The sequence below is a fragment of the Hyphomonas sp. genome, from assembly GCF_036964145.1.
Taxonomy (GTDB): Bacteria; Pseudomonadota; Alphaproteobacteria; order Caulobacterales; family Hyphomonadaceae; genus Hyphomonas.
The window spans coordinates 71,861-89,368 of the sequence record NZ_JBALUC010000006.1 but is presented as its reverse complement, the minus strand read 5'-3'; the positions used below and the strand labels follow the sequence as shown (position 1 = coordinate 89,368).

Here is a 17,508-nt window from a genome sequence, read left to right as displayed (position 1 = left end):
GATGGGGGGCGTTTTCGAACGCCCCCTTTCACCGTCTCCGAATTCAAATTTGACCTTCTTTCAGAACTGGACCGTTAATGTTGGGACTTGAGTATGATCCGGCACAATTGGCACAGCTAATTAGTGTGTTGATGATTGCCGGCTTGATTGCCGGCTTCGTCGCGGGATTATTTGGGATTGGGGGGGGGTTCGTTGTCGTCCCTGCCCTGCTATTGGTTTTCAGCTTCTTCGGCGTGGACGGCGAAGTGCTGACACATGTCGCCATTGGGACATCTCTGGCGACAATTATCGTTACATCATCCAGATCCGTCCATGCACATAATAAACGAGGGGCGGTTGATCTCCAGATCATAAAGGACTGGGCGCCCTGGCTTCTCATCGGCGTCGTCGGCGGAATTATCCTGGCGCAATTCATGGATGGCCGCTCCCTCAAATGGATCTTCTCTATCGGTGTTTTCCTGATGGGGCTGCACTTCATCATGCCGGTACTGAAGGATGTGAAGCTGTCCGATGAAATGCCCAAGGGCGTCGCGTTGGCCGGGCTCGCCTCTTTTCTCGGCGGGTTCTCGGCCCTGCTGGGGATTGGCGGTGGCACGATTGCCATTCTAACCATGACCATGTGCGGCCGGCCCATTCACCAGGCCGTGGGAACGGCGTCCGGCTTTGGCGTCATTATCGCAGTTCCCGGCGCCATCGGATTTGCGCTCCTCGGCCTCGGCGCCAGCCAGTTGCCGGTCGGGTCGTTCGGCTACGTCAATATCCTCGCCGTCGTGGCCATCACGGCCATGTCGTTCATCACCGCACCGCTCGGCGCCCGAGCGGCGCACGCCCTGAACGGTCCTGCCCTGAAACGGGTATTCGGGGTATACTTGGTCGCGACCTCTGCGATCGTTCTATGGAATTCGTTCACCTGATACCGGGTGAAACAAGATCAAACGTGTTGAGTAACAAATGAATCAGGAAGGAAATGAAAATGGCATTTGACGTATCAAGACGGTTCTTGATGGCGGGGGGTCTCGCCGCATCCACGATGACGAGCCTTGCCGCATGCGCAACCACCTCGGCTGAAACGCAAGGGGCTTTTCCGGCGAGCACGACCCCCGATCCTTACCTGTTGGGCCCCAAGGAAGGTGTCGCGCTGCTGTCACGCAACGAGAACCCCTATGGCCCCTCCAAGTCGGCGTTGAAAATGGTTGAATATGCGGCGAGCAAGGGCGCGTACTATACCTCCCAGGAGGCGGTGCAGACGCTCATGCAACTTATCGCGGACAAGCATGGCGTGGCGCCTGAGCAGATCGTCCTGACCACGGGGTCTGGTGAAGTGCTCAGCGCGATCGCCATGATCTACGGTAAGGAAGGCCCCATCGTCGCCCCGCGCCTGTTCTGGGATACGACCGCCCTGTACGCCGTCAATCAGGGCGTCGGCAGCATTGATCGCGTCCCACTCGCGGCGGACATGAGCGTGGACCTCGCAGCGATCGAAGCGAAGGTGTCTTCCGATACCGGCATCGTCCAGTTGTGCAACCCCAACAATCCGACCGGGATGGTTTCGGATGCCGCGACCCTCAAAGCTTCGGTAAAGCGCATGGCCGCCAAGACCACTGTTCTGGTGGATGAGGCCTATATGGAACTCGCCGATGATCCAGAAGGCAACACCTGTATCGGGCTGATCAATGAAGGCCACGACGTGATTGTAACGCGTACCTTCTCGAAGATTTTCGGCATGGCCGGCCTGCGGATGGGATACTCCATCTCCTCGGCTGAGACGGCCGAGAAAATCCGCGGTGTGGTCATGTCCTGGTCGCCATGCACATCCTATGCGGCGGCGATTGGTGCGTATCAGGACGAGGCTTTCATTGATTATTCCAAGAAGAAGATCGTCGAAGCCCGCGAGATGGTAAACATGACCATTGATACGCTCGGCCTGGAGCGGCTGCCGTCGCAGACAAACTTTGTGTATTTCAAGTCCGGCAAGGAAGCCAATGATGTCCAGAAGGCCATGAGCGCCAAGCTCATCTCGGTTCGCGGCCAGTATATGGACTATAATGAATGGACACGGGTTTCGATGGGCAAGATCGAAGACGTCGAGCGGTTCTGCAAAGCCCTTCCGGAAGTGGTCAGCGCCTGACAAGGCAGAGACTACGCCAATCACGGCGCAACAAGAGACGCGGCATGGGTACATCCCTTGCCGCGTTTGTCATTTTGAAATCAAGATTGCGCCAATGCCGCTGAACTCAGATTCCCAGCGCCAGAAAACCGGCCGCCATGAATTTGGCCATGCGCTTTTTCACGGCGGGAAAGTCCTCAGCCTTGCATACACCCCCGGACAGTCGGTCGATCCGTCCTGTGCATGCGAGTGTATTCATGAGGGAGCCAGTGACGAAATGGTATCCCCAGAAAATATCTTGCTCTGAATAGTCTGGCAACGCGCGCTTCAGAATACTGACAAGCTTCAAAACAACGGGATCAAAATGCTTGTCCATCAGTTCTGCGCCCTCGGGTGTATTGCTGACCCGCGCACAAAATGCGGCATAGTTCATCCAGTGCTCGCCGCCCTCATAATAGAGATCGAGATCGGTATCGAGGAAGGCATGAAGGGCGCCCTCAACGGTTGGGTTGTCGCCGGCGGCCTCTTCATACTTACTGAGAGCTTCCATCCGCCCGTCGCTGGTTACTCCGGCCCGCCTCGCAAATACGGCTTCGAACAGGTGTTGCTTGTCCTCGAAATAGTAGTGGACAAGGGTGGTGTGGATACCGACACGTTTGGCGACGTCTCGCAAGGTAACCCCGTGCAGACCATTCCGGGAGAACAGGTATTCCGCTGCATCTAGAATCTGCTCAATGCTTTCCGCACGCTGCTCTGCCTTGCTGCGGCGGGGTTGCTTGGTTTTCGCATTCGACATCGCGCCGTCCTTTTTTTCAGGGTAGATCGCCCGATTCACGTCCGTCAACCACTGGCCCCCAAGGGGGCGAATATTCACTGTCTCTGATCGACTCTCTACCGATTCGTCCCGACTTTTCCTGTTGCCCTTACGGCACCAAATAATCTGGAACCGTGTGCCCACCCATAAAGCGCCAGGCAACTGCCCAGATTGCTACGATGATGGTCACCCGGAACGGCCCACAGTCCTCAGTATGCGATGAGGGTTTCCATAAGGCCGCGCCGTTCTCTCTATTGATCCTGTACAAGGGAAGACGAAACGATTCAATTGACTTCACTCTCTTATGAGTGAATATCTTTCCAGTAGAGAGGTTTCCGGCAAGCGATCTGAAGGATCAGTCGTTGGACAATCATCAAGAAAACAATACCAAAACTCTGGGGAGAGAAATGTGAAGGAAGAGGCAGCAGCACAGGCGGACTCCGTCCATACGAGACCGCCGGCTTCGGAAACGGCGGAAAGCACGCCCTACACGAGCAAGAAATATCGCATCTATGTTCTGTTGGTCCTCACGGTCATCTACGCATTCAATTTCGTAGACCGTCAGCTGCTCGTTATTCTTCAGGAACCGATAAAGGCTGAACTCGGTCTCTCTGACACCCAGCTTGGCCTGCTGACAGGTTTCGCGTTCGCCCTCTTTTACGTGATATGCGGCATCCCGATCGCGCGCTGGGCGGACAAGGGCGTGCGCAGGAACATTATTGTCTGGGCCCTCACGGTCTGGAGTATCATGACCGCCGTGTCCGGACTTGCCACAAACTTCGTCCACCTGCTCCTGGCACGCGTTGGCGTCGGCGTGGGGGAAGCCGGCGGCAGCCCCCCTGCTCACTCCATGCTCTCCGACATCTTCAAGCCAAAGAACAGAGCTCTCGCCCTGTCTGTCTATTCAATCGGCATCTATATCGGCATCCTGTTTGGCTTCGCACTCGGCAGCCGGATCGCTGACGCATTCGGGTGGCGCCTTGCATTCTTTGTCGTGGGCGCTCCGGGAGTCCTGCTCGCCATAGTCCTGCGTTTCACAGTCCGGGAACCCGTCCGTGGATGGTCTGAGGGCACTCAGAAAAAAGATCTGTCCACGCCGCCCATCAAAGACGTCATCAAACTGTTGTGGGGCCATGTCTCCTTCCGGCACATTGCTCTGGCCGCCAGCCTGCAGGCTTTTCTTATCTATGGCATTGGTAACTGGTTTCCGTCCTACTTCCTGCGCAATTTCGATCTCAGCCTCAGCACCGTCGGAACATGGATGGCATTGACGAGCGGGATTGGAGGCGCCGCAGGCTCATTTTTCGGGGGCTGGATGGCCGACCGTTTCGGGGCTCGCGATATACGCTGGTATCTCTGGATTCCCGGCATTCTCACCTTCATGATTGTGCCCGTTCTGGTGATCGCGCTGACATCAGGATCGCCCCGTGTTGCCCTGCTGCTGACCGCGCCCTTCAATTTCCTGACAGCGGCCTATCTAGGCTCGGTTATCGCCGTGTCCCACAGTCTGGTCAGTGTCCGCATGAGAGCCCTTACGTCAGCCGTTCTCTTCTTCATCCTGAATCTGATCGGTCTGGGTCTCGGTCCGCTCATCGTGGGCGCACTCAGTGATCGCTTCACGCGCGCAGGATTCGAAACCCCGCTCGCAACGGCCATGCTGATTTGCGGCGTTATCGGAGCGCTCTGGGCCTGTCTCCATTATGTGCTCGCAGCGAATAATATTCGGAGGGACATCGCGAGGCTGGAGCAATGACGCGCCAAAGAACCCGCTACCGGCCCGAGTTCCTCGGATCGATCCTTCTTGCTGTCGCGGCATGTCAGGCGCCCAGCAACACCGTCACGACAGCAACGGATGCGTCACGCCTCAATGTAGATGAAACTCCAAGCACGGCTCGGGCAGAAGATGGCCGCTACATTTCGTGGCGCGAGCACCTGATCGATGATGAGCAGACAAATGGCGGAATAGCCATCCGGGGCGGTGATGGGCTGGCGATGGCGGATATCGACCAAGACGGGCACATCGATATTGTCTCTGTGCATGAGGATTCCAATCATCTTCGCATCGCCTTCGGCACGGATGATCCCGACGTCTGGGAAAATGTGACCATCGCGGAAGGCGAAACCGTTGCCGCCATCGAAGATGTCGCAATAGGCGACCTCAACGGCGATGGGTGGCTCGATCTCGTGGCGGCTTGTGAAGAAGCACACCTTCTCTATCTCCAGAGCCCCGGGACAAACGCCCGGACGCAAGTCTGGCAAGGATTGATCCCGGAGATCACACAGGACCGTGGGTCATGGCTTCGCGTCTTTACGGCGGACATGGATCAGGATGGGCGCCTGGACGTGCTGGCCGCGAACAAGGGGGCATCGGACATCATCGACCCGTCCCAGCCAACCGCAAGCCGTCCTACATCGCTCTTCCGGGTGGATGGAGATCCCCTCATTCAATCGAGCTGGCACGAGCAGGTCTTGTCGCGGGAAGTCGTGCCGAACACGGCGATGCCGATAGATATCGACGAAGATGGTGACCTGGATGTTCTGGTTGCCGCTCGGTTACATCTCGAGATGGCAATCCTTGAAGTGGTGGAGCCCGTCCCCGGACAGGAGCTCAACATTCAACCGCATCCCATCACGATCACGACCGGGCAGCCCGTTTCGGAGGACTGGAAAGGTGCATCCAGCGCGTTCCAGTCCGCCTTTGCCGATCTGGATGGCGACGGTCGCAAGGACCTTGTGGTTGCAGTCTACGAAACGCCTCAGGCATATGAGGGCAGCCCGCTAGCTGCGGGGCTTGGCTGGCTGAAACAGCCGGATCAGCTCGACGCACCGTGGACCTATTTTCCTATCGGCAACACCTTGCCGGACATTATTGCGGGGATCGCCCTTGCTGACATTGACGGAGACGGCGATCTCGATGCTGTCACCGGAGGATATTCCGGCCTGAATATTCTGGCCGGCGCCTATTCCGGTGCGCCGCGCGATCAGGACGACCCGCGCGTCACCTCCGCCTCTACCGTTGGCCGGATTGCATGGTTCGAAAACCCCGGAGATGCCCGGCTGACGTGGCAACGCCATGACATGCTGCGCCTGGTGCGGGGCATGTATGACGGCTTCCTCGCCGTGGACATGGACAAGGATGGCGACGTTGACCTCGTTGCAACGCGTGGCAACAGCGGAAGCTATGACGGCGTGTTCTGGCTGGAACAGGTTCGCTCGGACAAGCCTATGCCGGTCTTCACGAAGGCGCGAACCGAGGACAGTCGCGCCCTGCCGCTACCTCCCGAGAACTGGATGGACACGTACGAAACGGAAATGACCTATACCGCGCCAAACAAGATTGGCCATTAGGCTCCATTGGCAGACGCCTAGTCCAGAGGCTTTGCGCCGACACCAATGTTGAGGAACCAGGGCTCGCTGTTCTCCTTCCTCTGCTGGACGAGCTTTTCGTGCATCTCGAACATGCCCGGGAACGGATCGACAAGCATTTCAGGCTCAGACGCAATTCTCAGATAGGCCTCCTCAGCCCCATAGGCAGACCATGCAGGGCCAGCGCGACTTTCCGGCTGTCCGGTGGACGCAAACGATGTCCAGTAATCGAGGAGGGTGTCCGATACGTCCCGATCATGCTCACCGTCAGGGACAGGCCAGTTCGGCGGCAGGGAGTCGGCATCCAGCGCGCCGAACACAAATGGCAATTCACTGGCATGGAACGCGCAGAGGTCCGCTTCGCGCGCATTCGGGTAACAGTAATCGAACACATACATGAAAGCTGGCTGACCTGCTTCCGTGGCACTGCGGACAACCCGCTCGGTCGCCCAACCGTAAATCGCATCGCGAAGCGTGGCGAGCTTCGCAGCCTCGACGTCATCACTGGGATAGAGCGCAAGCATCTCGTCTGAGATATCTCCATACCGCTCGGTGATCGCGGCTTCGTAGGCTTCCGGCGTGCCAGCTGCACGAGGCAGGAACATACGCTGGGCGCGGATCTCTCCACTATTGAAGCCAGCAAGTATGGGCACTTTTGCAAAGGCTCCTTCGTCAAACGATTCAATTATCTGCATCGGCAGGACTTTGCCGTCGATCGTGCCTTGCGGGACAAATCCTATTCGACTTGCCTGAGAGGTGATGTCTTGCGCATCTAGGCCTCGGGCCGCTTCAACACCGTCAACCTTGAGCCCCTCGAACACGTGTGTGCCAAGTGCCTCTGCAGATGGCAATCTAAAGGAGGATGCGCGAAGTTCGGGGAAATTCCGGCTGTTTGTGCTCTCGATGATCGCTTTCTGAAACAGGCCCCGTGCTGCGGGACTGGCCAGCAGATAGGTTGTGCTCAGGGCGCCGGCCGACTCTCCCATCACGGTGACATTATCCGGATCGCCACCGAACGCCGAGATATTGGCGCGAACCCATTTCAGAGCGGCAACCTGGTCGAGAAGGCCATAATTTCCAGCGACACTGTCTTCAGATTCCGCACTGAGGTCTGGATGCGCCAACCATCCGAGTACGCCCAAACGGTAGTTCAAGGAGACGAACACGACGCCCCTGTCCGCAAATTCGGATCCATCATACATCGGCCGCTCACTACCGCCGATGCGAAGTGATCCGCCGTGAATCCAGACGATGACCGGAGCCTTCACGGAATCTGGGCGCTTCCAGATGTTTAGGGTCAGACAATCTTCGGAGGTTTTGGCCGGAGGATTATAATAAAGGCTACTCGCCGGAACCTCAGGCTGAATGCAGCTTGGGCCAAACTCGGCAGCTTCACGGACACTCTTCCACGCTACTGGACCAGATGGCGGTTTCCACCGTCTCTCACCGATCGGCGCGGCCGCATAGGGAATACCGCGAAAAACATTCAGCCCCGCCTCGCGGACGCCAACCAGTTGCCCCTGCTCCACCTCGACAACCGGGCCGGTCAGGCGGTCGATTGGACGAGCACAGGCCGACAGCCAAACGAATGCGACCATCAGGAGAACCGCCAAACTGGCGTATTGAGGGCTTGGTCTCATTGTCTCATCCCTTTTCATTTCATGCCGTTGTTGCGCATAGCTCCCGCAAGCTCAACTTGTCGATCTTTCCAGTTCCTGCCAGCGGCATCGCGCCAATGCGGATAACTTCATCAGGTATCCACCAGTTTGGGACATGCCCTTTCAGCCCCGCAAGAAGCGACTCGTCACTGAGCGTGTACCCCTCACGAATTTCGACAAGTAGAACTGGCCGCTCGCCCCATTTTGGATGAGGCCGCCCGACCACTGCGGCAAGCGCGACTTCCGGCATTCGGGAGATAAGCGTCTCGATTTCCGTCGGATTGATCCACTCCCCACCGGATTTGATCAGATCCTTGGACCGCCCCGTAATGAAAACCTGGCCCGCCTCGCTCAGGACAGCAAGATCACCCGTCTCGAACCAGCCATCTTTCGTAGCGTCTTCGGTCTGGCCGAAATAGCGCGCGACCACTGACGACCCTCGCACCCAGAGATGACCTTCCCTGCCGCGCTGCTCGGCCAGAGGCTTCCCATTATGGTCGGTCAACATCAGATCGAGTCCGACCGCAGGTCGACCCGCAGTCTCCGGTGAACGCTCGTCCTCCGGAGGCGCGGCCGTTCCAAGCGGTGACAGCTCCGTCATGCCCCACGTGGTCTGTACACATATCCCGCGAGCTTCGATCCTCTTCATCAAGGCGGGATGCATGGGAGCGCCGCCAACCATGATCCGCTTCAGAGACGGCAATTCGAGATCGGTTGTTTCAAGATATTCCAAAAGGCCCGTCCAGATTGTCGGGACACCTACCGCAATCGTCACACCTTCATCGGCGATGAGATGCGCGAGGCTTTCTCCATCCGAATGTCGCCCCGGCAGCACGAGTTTTGCTCCGGTGGCAGGTGCGGAGAATGGAAGCCCCCATGCGCTGGCATGAAACATTGGCACGACGGGCAACACGACATCATGGGATGTAATTCCGGAGACATCCGCCTGAAGCTGGCGCATGGTGTGCAGATAGTTTCCACGGTGTGTATAAGTCACGCCTTTGGGCGCGCCTGTTGTGCCAGAAGTAAAGCAAAGGCCACATGGCGTTGTTTCCGGGAAATTTCCCCAGGGAATGTCCGTGTATTTGCTCGACATCACCTCCTCGAGAGCCTGCACCGAAGGCAGTCTGGCAGTATCCAGCACATCGCCCTCTGAAAGGTCGATAACCAATACCTTTGTGACCCCGGGAGCCTGCTCTGCAATACTGGCAGCCAAGGGCTGCAAATCGCTGCTCACAATCAGGATTGATGCCTCAGACTGGCCGAGCATCCAGGCCAACTGCTCGCTCGTGAGACGCGGGTTGAGCGTATGGCACACAGCGCCCACACCCATCACCGCATACCAGCACTCCATGTGCGCTTGAGTATTCCAGGCCAGCGTGGCGACACGGTCGCCCGTCTTGACACCCAGATCGTTGAGTACGGACGTTACGCGCTTGGCACGCTCCCGAAGTCCGGCATACCCGATGCGAGCTGTACTGCCGTCCGCGCGCGCCGTCACGACTTCTGTCGAGGGGCGCCATTTCGCTGCGTGGTCAAGAAACTTGTCGAGTGTGAGTGCGTAGTCTTGGATGGCACCATCGATCATTGGCATTTTGGGTCCTTTGGGGGCAAGGGAGGTGACAGGACGCCGACATTCCAGTTCCAGGGAATATTGGCAGCTGCGCGCCGGCGGCAGACCACCTCTTCATGCAAGGCATAGCGTTCCCGGGCGAGCATCGGCCAAGGCTGCGGGTGTTCGGCGAAGACCATGCCGGTCGCCTTGTCCCCATAGGATGGCCACTCCGCGGCACCCACGGCTGCCGGATATCCATCCCGTGCAAAACTAGCCCAATATGCCATCATGGCCTGCGACAGGCCGCGCTCCTCATCCGTATTCGGTATTTCAGGCCAAGGCGCGACAGCCTCGGACATCGTTCCGAAGACATAAGGAATTTCTGCGGCGTGGAAGGCATGCAGGCCCCATCGATCAGCAGCCGGATAGCTATGATCAAACAGATAGAAGAATGAGGGGATGCCTTGCGATGTTTGCGAGGCCGCGAGACGCTCTGCCGTCCATCCATACATCGCGTCGCGAGTTGTTGCGAGCATGCTCGATTCCAGACTGTCCGACGGATAGATGTTCAGGAACTCGTCTGCGAGTTCGCCATATCCAGTCCGAATAGCTGTTTCGTAAGCATCCTGTTTTGGGATTGGGGGCAAGAGGAATCGCAGGGAGCGGATTTCACCTTCGTTGAATCCCGCCAGAACAGGCACAGGCGCCTGTTCGCCCTTGTCGAAAGTCGCGACCATCTGATCGGTCAGGTAAACATCATCAATTACAGCAAAGGGAAAGTAACCTGCCTTTCCTGCCAGTCCGACAATCTTGCCAGCGGGCATCGCGCGGAGAGCGTCAATGTCTTCCACGCCCATCCGGTCCAGAAGATCAGATCCCACGGACTCCGCGGATGGCAATCCGTTGGTTTCTTCTTTCAATGCGGACATGGTCACCATGTAGGCGCTTTGAGCGATAGCCTTGTCGAACAGACCCTTGGCCTTGGGCGACGTCATCAGCAGGACTGTGCTGAGCGCGCCCGCAGACTCTCCTGCGACCGTCACATTGTCCGGATTACCTCCGAAGGCGGCGATGTTCCGCTCAACCCATTTCAGAGCGAGAATCTGATCCATCAGCCCGTAATTTCCTGAAATGCCCTGCTCGGATTCTGCACTCAATCCGGGATGGGCAAGATATCCGAGGACCCCCAGACGATAGTTGATCGTCACAACGACGAGACCCTGCTCACGCGCCATTCTGGCGCCATCATACATGGCCTGGCTGCCCGCTCCTGTGGTCAGGGATCCTCCATGAATCCACACGAAAACCGGCGCATCCTTGGCGTCTTCGGGCGTCCAGACATTCAGGCTCAGGCAGTCTTCCGAAACGGCACCAAGCTCTGTCGCGTATATGCTTTGAGCTCGCGATTCCGGCTGAGGACATGCGGGGCCGAATGCCTGCGCTTCGCGTTGCCCCTCCCAGTCCGGAACCGCAGCGGGCGGAGCCCACCGGCGCTCGCCCGTCGGGGCCAGTGCATAAGGAATACCGCGATATACGTCGATACCGTCTTCATTTGCCCCAAGAAGGGAGCCAGCGGGCGTGTCAGCAACAACGCTGTCCACGGACATTGCGTCCACACCCGCACAGCTGGTCACCAGGAGAGGTGATACCGAGAGGACAAGAAGGGCAAGCGCCGCACCTACGCGCCTCACCTGCAGACCTTCGGCCAATAATCTATCCAGTCTCGGCATCAGTCTCTCCCTTCCGCAATCAGTATTCGTAGCTGACGCGAACGCCGACCGTTTGCGGGCGCACACGGGCATAGCGGCTATCAAGGAAGCCTTCCGGGTGGACGTAAGTGATCGAGCTGTCGTCTAACAGGTTCTCGACATAAGCGACCACTTTCCAGTCATCCTTCGAGATGCCAGCCTGCGCGTTCACAACAGTGTATGCGTCGGTGTAATCGAAAGTCGCGGCCGGTACGCCAGGCTGGCCCGGCACGTTCGGCAACATGCCCGGGAAATCGCCGACATAGGCGGCCGTGGCGGTCACGAAGGCATCCTTGTCGCCGATACCAAAATCGTAACGAGCCGTGATAGCCCCCTGGAAGTCGGGCATGGCAAGTTGTAGGCCCTCTTCTGCACCAGAGATCGCGGCCTCTTCATCGGTCAGGTCCGTAATCTCGGTGTCGCTGATCGAGCCGTTCGCGAACAGGCTGAAACCGTTGCCCGGAATGTAGCCGATCTCGAATTCGAGGCCCTGACTGACAGCCTTGCCGATATTGGTCGCGAATTGCGCCTGATCTGACAGGCGGTTGGCCTGAACCTGGATATCTTCCCAGTTAATGTAATAGGCGGCGAGATTCGCGGTCAGCTTGCGGTCGAAGAAGGAACCTTTCGCGCCAACTTCATAGCTGATGAGCGTATCCGAATCGGCCCCGTTCGGGATGATGATGTCGTTGGGGTCCACCCCGCTGGCGAGACCAGCACGGGCGTTCGCCACCGGCGAGCGGAAGCCTGTCGAAACCGACGCATAGGTCGTAAGATTGTCCACCGGCTTGTAGGATAGGCTACCCTTGTAGGACAGGTTGTCCGCTTCGACCTTGAGCCCGTCTGCCGCCGTGACCGGGGTGATCGTGAGGGGCGTATTGGTAAAGCCCAGGAGCGCGGCGGTCAGGTAGTTCGAGTTGTAGCCGCCAGCAAGGGTGTGCGACTGCACCGAGGTTTCGGTATAGCGCAGACCGCCGGTCGCCCACAGCTGGTCGGAGAAGTGATAGGTCAGCTCACCGAAGGCTGCCGATTCGATGGCGTCGAAATAGCCCTTGAACCGATAGTAATACTCATCCGGCAAGCCAGTCAGGCCGCGCGAATCGAGGAATTCCTGCGAGGAGCGGTAGTCATAATCGATGTCGCGGCGCTTGTTGAAGTAGAAGCCGCCGACGATCCAGTCCCAGCTTCCGCCATCCGCGGAAGCCAGACGGACTTCCTGCACGAAGTTTTCGTCATGCCCGACTGCATCAAGCGCGAAGGGAATGCCCCCGCCGAACGTGCCCGCCAGATCGACAATGAATTTGCCGTCGATCTGAGAATAGTTAGAGGAGCTGGTAAGGGTCGCGAAATCCATGTCCCAGTTGGCTGTCAGATTATAGCTGGTCATGTCTGACTGGAAGAGGTCGGGACGGTCCGTATAACGAATGAATTCGCCACGGTCAGGATTGGTGAGACCTGAATCTGCCGGCTCGTTGTCCTCGCGGATAATGAGCAAACCGACGTCGAATTTGCTGGTCGGTTCCCACAGCAGGTGCGCACGGCCACCGACCGCCTTCAGTGAGTTCGCGCCTTCAATGCCCGTGCCAAGGTTATCGACCCAGCCGTCCTCATCGCGGTAGAAGCCAACGACTCGCAGCGCCAATTGATCCGACACGAGCGGAATATTGACCATGCCGTTATAACGCTGACGGAGGGCATCGCCATCTGTCAGGCCGAAATCGACCAGTGTGGCCGCTTCGAACTTGTTCGGATTAGGCTTCTTTGTGAGGATACGCACGGCGCCGGACAGCGAGTTTGCACCGAACAGCGTGCCCTGCGGCCCGCGCAATACTTCCACCCGCTCCACGTCGAACAGAGTCGGGTCGAGAATGGTCGAATTACCGTTCGAAGAGATCGGAAGCTCGTTGATGTAGATCGCGGTGGCGGCCTGAAGGTTGGCGCCGTAGCCATTGGTGGCGATGCCGCGGGTGGTGATTGTGTTGAAGTTGGCGGTCGGCTGGTTCAGCACGATACCTGGCGTTTCGCGGGCGAGGCCGTCGTAGCTGACAATGCCTTTTTCCGACATGGCTTCCTGCTGGAAGGCCGTGACGGCCAGCGGCACGTCCTGCAGGCTCTGCTCCCGTCGGGTTGAGGTCACGATGATTGTATCCTGACGCGCTTCATCATTGGATGATTCTTGCGAAACCTCGTCAGCAGTCGATGTTTGTTGTGCAAAAGCGGGCGTTCCCAGTACCGCGAACGAAATCGCCGATACGGACGCCATTGACCGTAGAGTCATTGGATTTTCCTCCCTGTATGAAAGCGGGTTTTCCCGCTTTTCATGACGTGTTGGAAAACAAATATTCGCTCCTGTCAATAATATTCACTCTAGTGAGAGTGAAACTTTAAATTTCATGCCTAGTTCGTCCATCTGAAGGCGTCATTCAGAAAGGTCTTCGGGGATAATTGTTATTGGCCAGCCCAGCAAGCCGCGAAGATGCCTTGCCAAGCCTATGAACTTGCTCCGCCCAAGAGAGGCAACTTTTGATGGGACCATGAGGCGCTGGAAAGATCTCTTCAGGCCACGGGCCGGAAGCTATCTCTCTGAATTCGTCGCTGGACAATAAGAGTCCAAATAGTCCTTGTGCATCGGCAGGCCCGCAACCGTCTTGTTCACGTTGTCGGTTATATAGCTCAGGAAGCGTGTGACCTCCGCCTCAGTCATGACATCAGCGACCGGGTGATGGGACTGAGGCATCAGGCCCTGACCCAGCATAACCTGGGTCCATGAATTCTCCGCAAACAGCTCATCATTTGCCCGGAACACCCGCCCGGCCTGCTGGAACAGTGCCATCCGGTGACGCAGACTATCCGGAATCTCCATCGTGCGGCAGTGGCGCCAGAAAGGCGTGTCGCTACGGTTGGTCAGATGATAATGTAGAATGATGAAATCACGGATGTGTTCAATTTCGTATGCTGTCTGACGGTTAAACTCATCTATGTCGGGCTGGTGAACACCCTCGCGCGGAAACATCTGCATCAACCGCATGACGGATCTCTGGATCATGTGAATGCTGGTCGACTCCAAAGGCTCAATGAACCCGCTCGAAAGTCCAATTGCGATACAGTTGCGGTGCCAATGCGCGCGGCGCGTACCGGTGCGGAATCGGATCTGGCGCGGCTCACTCAGGCATTCCCCCTCAATGTCGCCCAGTAATTTCCCGCGGGCCTCATCATCACTCATATACCGGCTACAATAGACCGTGCCATTGCCCGTCCGGTGCTGGAGCGGGATCTGCCAGCGCCAACCTGCTTCATGAGCAATGGAGCGTGTGTAAGGCCGGGGGGGGCGCACTGAGGCAGTTTGCACCGCAATCGCACGGTCGCACGGCAACCAGTGCGACCAGTCCTCATAGCCAACGCCAAGCGCGCCATCAATCAGCAGGGCACGGAATCCTGTGCAGTCGACAAACAGATCACCCGCAATCTCGCTCCCATCTTCCAGGACAAGACTGGCAATATTCCCGTCCTCGGTCCGGCGCACTTCACTTATCTTGCCTTCGCGGCGAACAACGCCATGCCGTTCGGCGATCTCTCTGAGGAAGCCCGCATAGGCAGTAGCGTCGAGATGATAGGCATAGTTCAGGCCGAGGTCTGGTAAGTGCTTGAAGCGCTCCTGCTCTGCGGCGATCAGTTCCAGACAATAGTCTCCGAATTCACCTGCGACCCCCAGCTCCCGGCCGCGGCGCCAGAAATGCTGGAAGCCTGCCGTCCAGTGATCCTTTCCGGTGATTCCGAATGAGTGAATGTAACGATGCCCGACATCGGTCCAGTTTTCGAACGCGATGCCCAGCTTGAACGTCGCGCGCAATGCGCTCATCAACTGGGCCTCATCGATTCCCAGAAGCCGATTGTAGGTTACAAGAGTGGGTATGGTCGCCTCACCGACCCCTACAGTTCCGATCGCATCGGATTCCACGAGCGTGACATCGCATACCTTCTCAAGCACTTTGCCCATTGCCGCAGCCGTCATCCAGCCGGCCGTGCCCCCACCGGCAATGACGACCCTCTTCTTTTTTCTGGCTTTAGTCATGATTCTCAGCGATCCAGCCGGTCGCGGAGAAAGGCCCGCACACTGGCAGCCACTTCCGGAGTGATCGGGCCGAGTATGCCCTGAATGTGTTCAGGCACCTGATCGACCTCCGTGCCATCATTGTTGAAAACATAATGCTCGAACATGTGTCTCCAGGCCTTCTTTTCTTCGGGCGGAAGGTCCCGCAATGTCATCATCGCATGGTTGAGCACATCCTGTGGCGTGCCGAGATGTTTCGGCACGGTGCGCCACCAATAGTTTACCAGCATGTTCGCCTGCCCGGTCGCCTCCACATGGTGCCACCACATGGAGGGAATGAAGAGCGCGTCGCCCTCACCCAGGTCCGCGATCTGCGCATGCCTTACCGCTTCGGAGAAGCGGGGAAAGCGGGTGGAATCTGGCGCAGCAAAATCGACGAGGCTGATAGGCCGCCCGGCTGGCGTCAATTCAAACGGGCCAACATAGAGATTGGGGGTCTGGTCTGGTGGAAACAGCGTAAAGCGACGCTTGCCTGCGACGACACATGCAAGATTAAGGGGCAGGTCATTGTGCGCGGCAACCCGCGTACGCGTGCCGATCCACACACTCCGAAGGGGGTCCAGATCACCGAACTCCAAATCATTCTCAGCCCGAAAGCCGGGCAAGACTTCGTCGACATCGGTTGACGCCAGATAGATCAGGGGTGGAGGGCTTTGCGGTCCGAATTTAAAAACGCGATCCAGAAACATCGTGAATGTCGCGTTGCCGCGATCGACATTCACGCCCGTCATATCGTCATTGTAGAATAGTCGCCCATCCAGCGCCGCTGGACCGGCCGAAATCGGCACGACCGCGCCGCGGTCAAAGCGATGGAGATAGTCGAAGAAATCGGAAAGGGAGGATCGCGCGGCCTTCACGGCGGGCCAGTCCTCGACGAACCCGCGCACGATCACAGGTACTGATGATGCGGAGATTTCCGATAGATCGCGTTCCCCTTGACGCCAGGCGACCTCACGCACTCGTGGCGTGTCGTTAAAAATGTCGGTCCGGTCTGTCGTGCAGATCATTGTATAATGTGTTCCCCTTGCGGGCACCTTTTGCAAGTCTGCCGCGCTGCCCTTGAGGTACAGCGCGGCAGTTTAGCTGCAGGATTAGGAGCCGCCCGCCAGCTCATGCTGGCGGACGGTTTTGATTGGGAGGCTAATAATTAAAGCGGAAGCCAAAATTGTACCGCGCACCCGTTTGGGTCGCATAGTTAACATAGGCTGACGTACGGCCGACGGTGCGGGTGGTTTCGTCGGTGACGTTGATACCCTCGACAAATAGCGTCCAGCCGTCACGAACTTCATAGCTGACGTTGAAGTCCAACTGGCCATAATCCTCAACATATTGCGGATTGTTGGCCGTGCCGCTGACACCCACCGTGGAGGTGAGGAACTTATCACGCCAATTATAGGCGAGACGCGCCTGAAGCCCGTTTTTGTCGTAGAAGCCGATCAGGTTGTAGCTGTCTGAGAGACCGGTGATCGCGAATTGTGGATCGCCACTCGACGGGACCTGTGTGTCGTCGAATGCCACATCGCCGTCGACGATTGTGTAGTTGGCAATCACGCCGAACCCCGTCTCACCGAAGAAGTGCTGGACAGCGAATTCCCATCCATCCACCGTGGCGGTTTCCTGGTTTACAGGCGTCGCGATATCGAAGGTCAGGAGCGGATCTTCGCCCGCGACACCAAATATGTTGCCCGTGAAGTTTCCGTTCGTATCCGTACCAGTGATTTCGAACGTCGATGGATCGGCATTCTCGAATATCCACTGGCGGATTGCCACGGCATCGTCCCCTACGGCTGCAAGCGCCGCATTGTAACGAGCACCGCCATAAGGGGTGTAGACCTCGAATGGCGACTGCGTAACAATGCCGGACCCAATGAAATTCTCCACATTCTTTCTGAAGTAACCCGCAGAAAGATAGGACCCTCCCTCATCATAATACCATTCGCCGGACAGATCGAAGTTTTCCGAAATGAACGGCTTCAGATTGGTATTTCCGTTTGTGCCGGTACCGCCATCCACTCGTGCAATCTGCTGCACGGAGAGCCCACCAGCAATGTCGCCATATCCAGGTCGGGTCATAGTCTTGCTGTACGATGCACGCAAAACAACATCATCACGCGGATCGATACGGAAATCGACGGCAGGCAGCCAATAA

12 protein-coding genes are annotated in these 17,508 nt (G+C 57.6%); 4 read left to right on the top strand and 8 right to left on the bottom strand.

The window, feature by feature from the left end; genetic code table 11:
- Positions 1 to 77 precede the first annotated feature (77 nt).
- Positions 78 to 914: a sulfite exporter TauE/SafE family protein gene (locus tag V7660_RS16510; protein ID WP_335604150.1), complete on the top strand. Its 837-nt coding sequence runs from the start codon at positions 78 to 80 to the stop codon at positions 912 to 914.
- Between the two features lie 59 nt (positions 915 to 973).
- Complete coding sequence (locus tag V7660_RS16505; RefSeq protein ID WP_335604149.1) at positions 974 to 2,128, top strand: pyridoxal phosphate-dependent aminotransferase; 1,155 nt, start codon at positions 974 to 976, stop codon at positions 2,126 to 2,128.
- Between the two features lie 106 nt (positions 2,129 to 2,234).
- Here the strand turns inward: V7660_RS16505 and V7660_RS16500 are convergent, their stop codons facing one another.
- Positions 2,235 to 2,903, bottom strand: coding sequence for a TetR/AcrR family transcriptional regulator (locus V7660_RS16500; RefSeq protein WP_348210370.1), 669 nt, complete (start codon positions 2,901 to 2,903; stop codon positions 2,235 to 2,237).
- A gap of 427 nt (positions 2,904 to 3,330) precedes the next feature.
- Between V7660_RS16500 and V7660_RS16495 the strand changes: the two genes are divergently transcribed.
- Both V7660_RS16495 and V7660_RS16490 read left to right on the top strand, forming a co-directional pair.
- Positions 3,331 to 4,674, top strand: a complete 1,344-nt coding sequence (locus V7660_RS16495) for a spinster family MFS transporter (RefSeq protein ID WP_335604147.1) — start codon at positions 3,331 to 3,333, stop codon at positions 4,672 to 4,674.
- Positions 4,671 to 6,269 (top strand): FG-GAP repeat domain-containing protein, encoded by a 1,599-nt coding sequence (locus tag V7660_RS16490; RefSeq protein ID WP_335604146.1) that lies wholly within the window; start codon positions 4,671 to 4,673, stop codon positions 6,267 to 6,269. The genes V7660_RS16495 and V7660_RS16490 overlap by 4 nt, the downstream gene beginning before the upstream one ends.
- A gap of 17 nt (positions 6,270 to 6,286) precedes the next feature.
- Here V7660_RS16490 and V7660_RS16485 read toward each other — a convergent pair whose 3' ends face one another.
- The 7 genes from V7660_RS16485 to V7660_RS16455 all read right to left on the bottom strand — a co-directional run bounded on the left by V7660_RS16485 (position 6,287) and on the right by V7660_RS16455 (position 17,501).
- Positions 6,287 to 7,885: a carboxylesterase/lipase family protein gene (locus V7660_RS16485; RefSeq protein ID WP_335604145.1), complete on the bottom strand. Its 1,599-nt coding sequence runs from the start codon at positions 7,883 to 7,885 to the stop codon at positions 6,287 to 6,289.
- Positions 7,886 to 7,946: 61 nt separating this feature from the next.
- Positions 7,947 to 9,533, bottom strand: a complete 1,587-nt coding sequence (locus V7660_RS16480) for a long-chain-fatty-acid--CoA ligase (protein WP_335604144.1) — start codon at positions 9,531 to 9,533, stop codon at positions 7,947 to 7,949.
- Complete coding sequence (locus V7660_RS16475; RefSeq protein ID WP_335604143.1) at positions 9,530 to 11,230, bottom strand: carboxylesterase/lipase family protein; 1,701 nt, start codon at positions 11,228 to 11,230, stop codon at positions 9,530 to 9,532. Before V7660_RS16475 ends, V7660_RS16480 begins: the two co-directional genes overlap by 4 nt.
- A 19-nt stretch (positions 11,231 to 11,249) precedes the next feature.
- Positions 11,250 to 13,526: a TonB-dependent receptor gene (locus V7660_RS16470; RefSeq protein ID WP_335604142.1), complete on the bottom strand. Its 2,277-nt coding sequence runs from the start codon at positions 13,524 to 13,526 to the stop codon at positions 11,250 to 11,252.
- 297 nt (positions 13,527 to 13,823) lie between these two features.
- The gene (locus V7660_RS16465) at positions 13,824 to 15,320 is read right to left on the bottom strand and encodes a tryptophan halogenase family protein (RefSeq protein WP_335604141.1); all 1,497 of its coding nucleotides are present in this window, start codon (positions 15,318 to 15,320) and stop codon (positions 13,824 to 13,826) included.
- 5 nt (positions 15,321 to 15,325) lie between these two features.
- Complete coding sequence (locus V7660_RS16460; protein WP_335604140.1) at positions 15,326 to 16,366, bottom strand: cupin-like domain-containing protein; 1,041 nt, start codon at positions 16,364 to 16,366, stop codon at positions 15,326 to 15,328.
- Positions 16,367 to 16,499: 133 nt separating this feature from the next.
- On the bottom strand, positions 16,500 to 17,501 hold the full coding sequence (locus V7660_RS16455; RefSeq protein WP_335604259.1) for a TonB-dependent receptor domain-containing protein: 1,002 nt from the start codon (positions 17,499 to 17,501) through the stop codon (positions 16,500 to 16,502).
- Positions 17,502 to 17,508 lie beyond the last annotated feature (7 nt).

Excerpts from the sequence above, each read along its gene's own strand:
- V7660_RS16510 (WP_335604150.1), top strand. The coding sequence starts at position 78 with ATGTTGGGACTTGAGTATGATCCGGCACAATTGGCACAGCTAATTAGT.
- V7660_RS16505 (WP_335604149.1), top strand. The coding sequence starts at position 974 with ATGGCATTTGACGTATCAAGACGGTTCTTGATGGCGGGGGGTCTCGCC.
- V7660_RS16500 (WP_348210370.1), bottom strand. The coding sequence starts at position 2,903 with ATGTCGAATGCGAAAACCAAGCAACCCCGCCGCAGCAAGGCAGAGCAG.
- V7660_RS16490 (WP_335604146.1), top strand. The coding sequence starts at position 4,671 with ATGACGCGCCAAAGAACCCGCTACCGGCCCGAGTTCCTCGGATCGATC.
- V7660_RS16485 (WP_335604145.1), bottom strand. The coding sequence starts at position 7,885 with ATGGTCGCATTCGTTTGGCTGTCGGCCTGTGCTCGTCCAATCGACCGC.
- V7660_RS16480 (WP_335604144.1), bottom strand. The coding sequence starts at position 9,533 with ATGATCGATGGTGCCATCCAAGACTACGCACTCACACTCGACAAGTTT.
- V7660_RS16475 (WP_335604143.1), bottom strand. The coding sequence starts at position 11,230 with ATGCCGAGACTGGATAGATTATTGGCCGAAGGTCTGCAGGTGAGGCGC.
- V7660_RS16470 (WP_335604142.1), bottom strand. The coding sequence starts at position 13,526 with ATGACTCTACGGTCAATGGCGTCCGTATCGGCGATTTCGTTCGCGGTA.
- V7660_RS16465 (WP_335604141.1), bottom strand. The coding sequence starts at position 15,320 with ATGACTAAAGCCAGAAAAAAGAAGAGGGTCGTCATTGCCGGTGGGGGC.
- V7660_RS16460 (WP_335604140.1), bottom strand. The coding sequence starts at position 16,366 with ATGATCTGCACGACAGACCGGACCGACATTTTTAACGACACGCCACGA.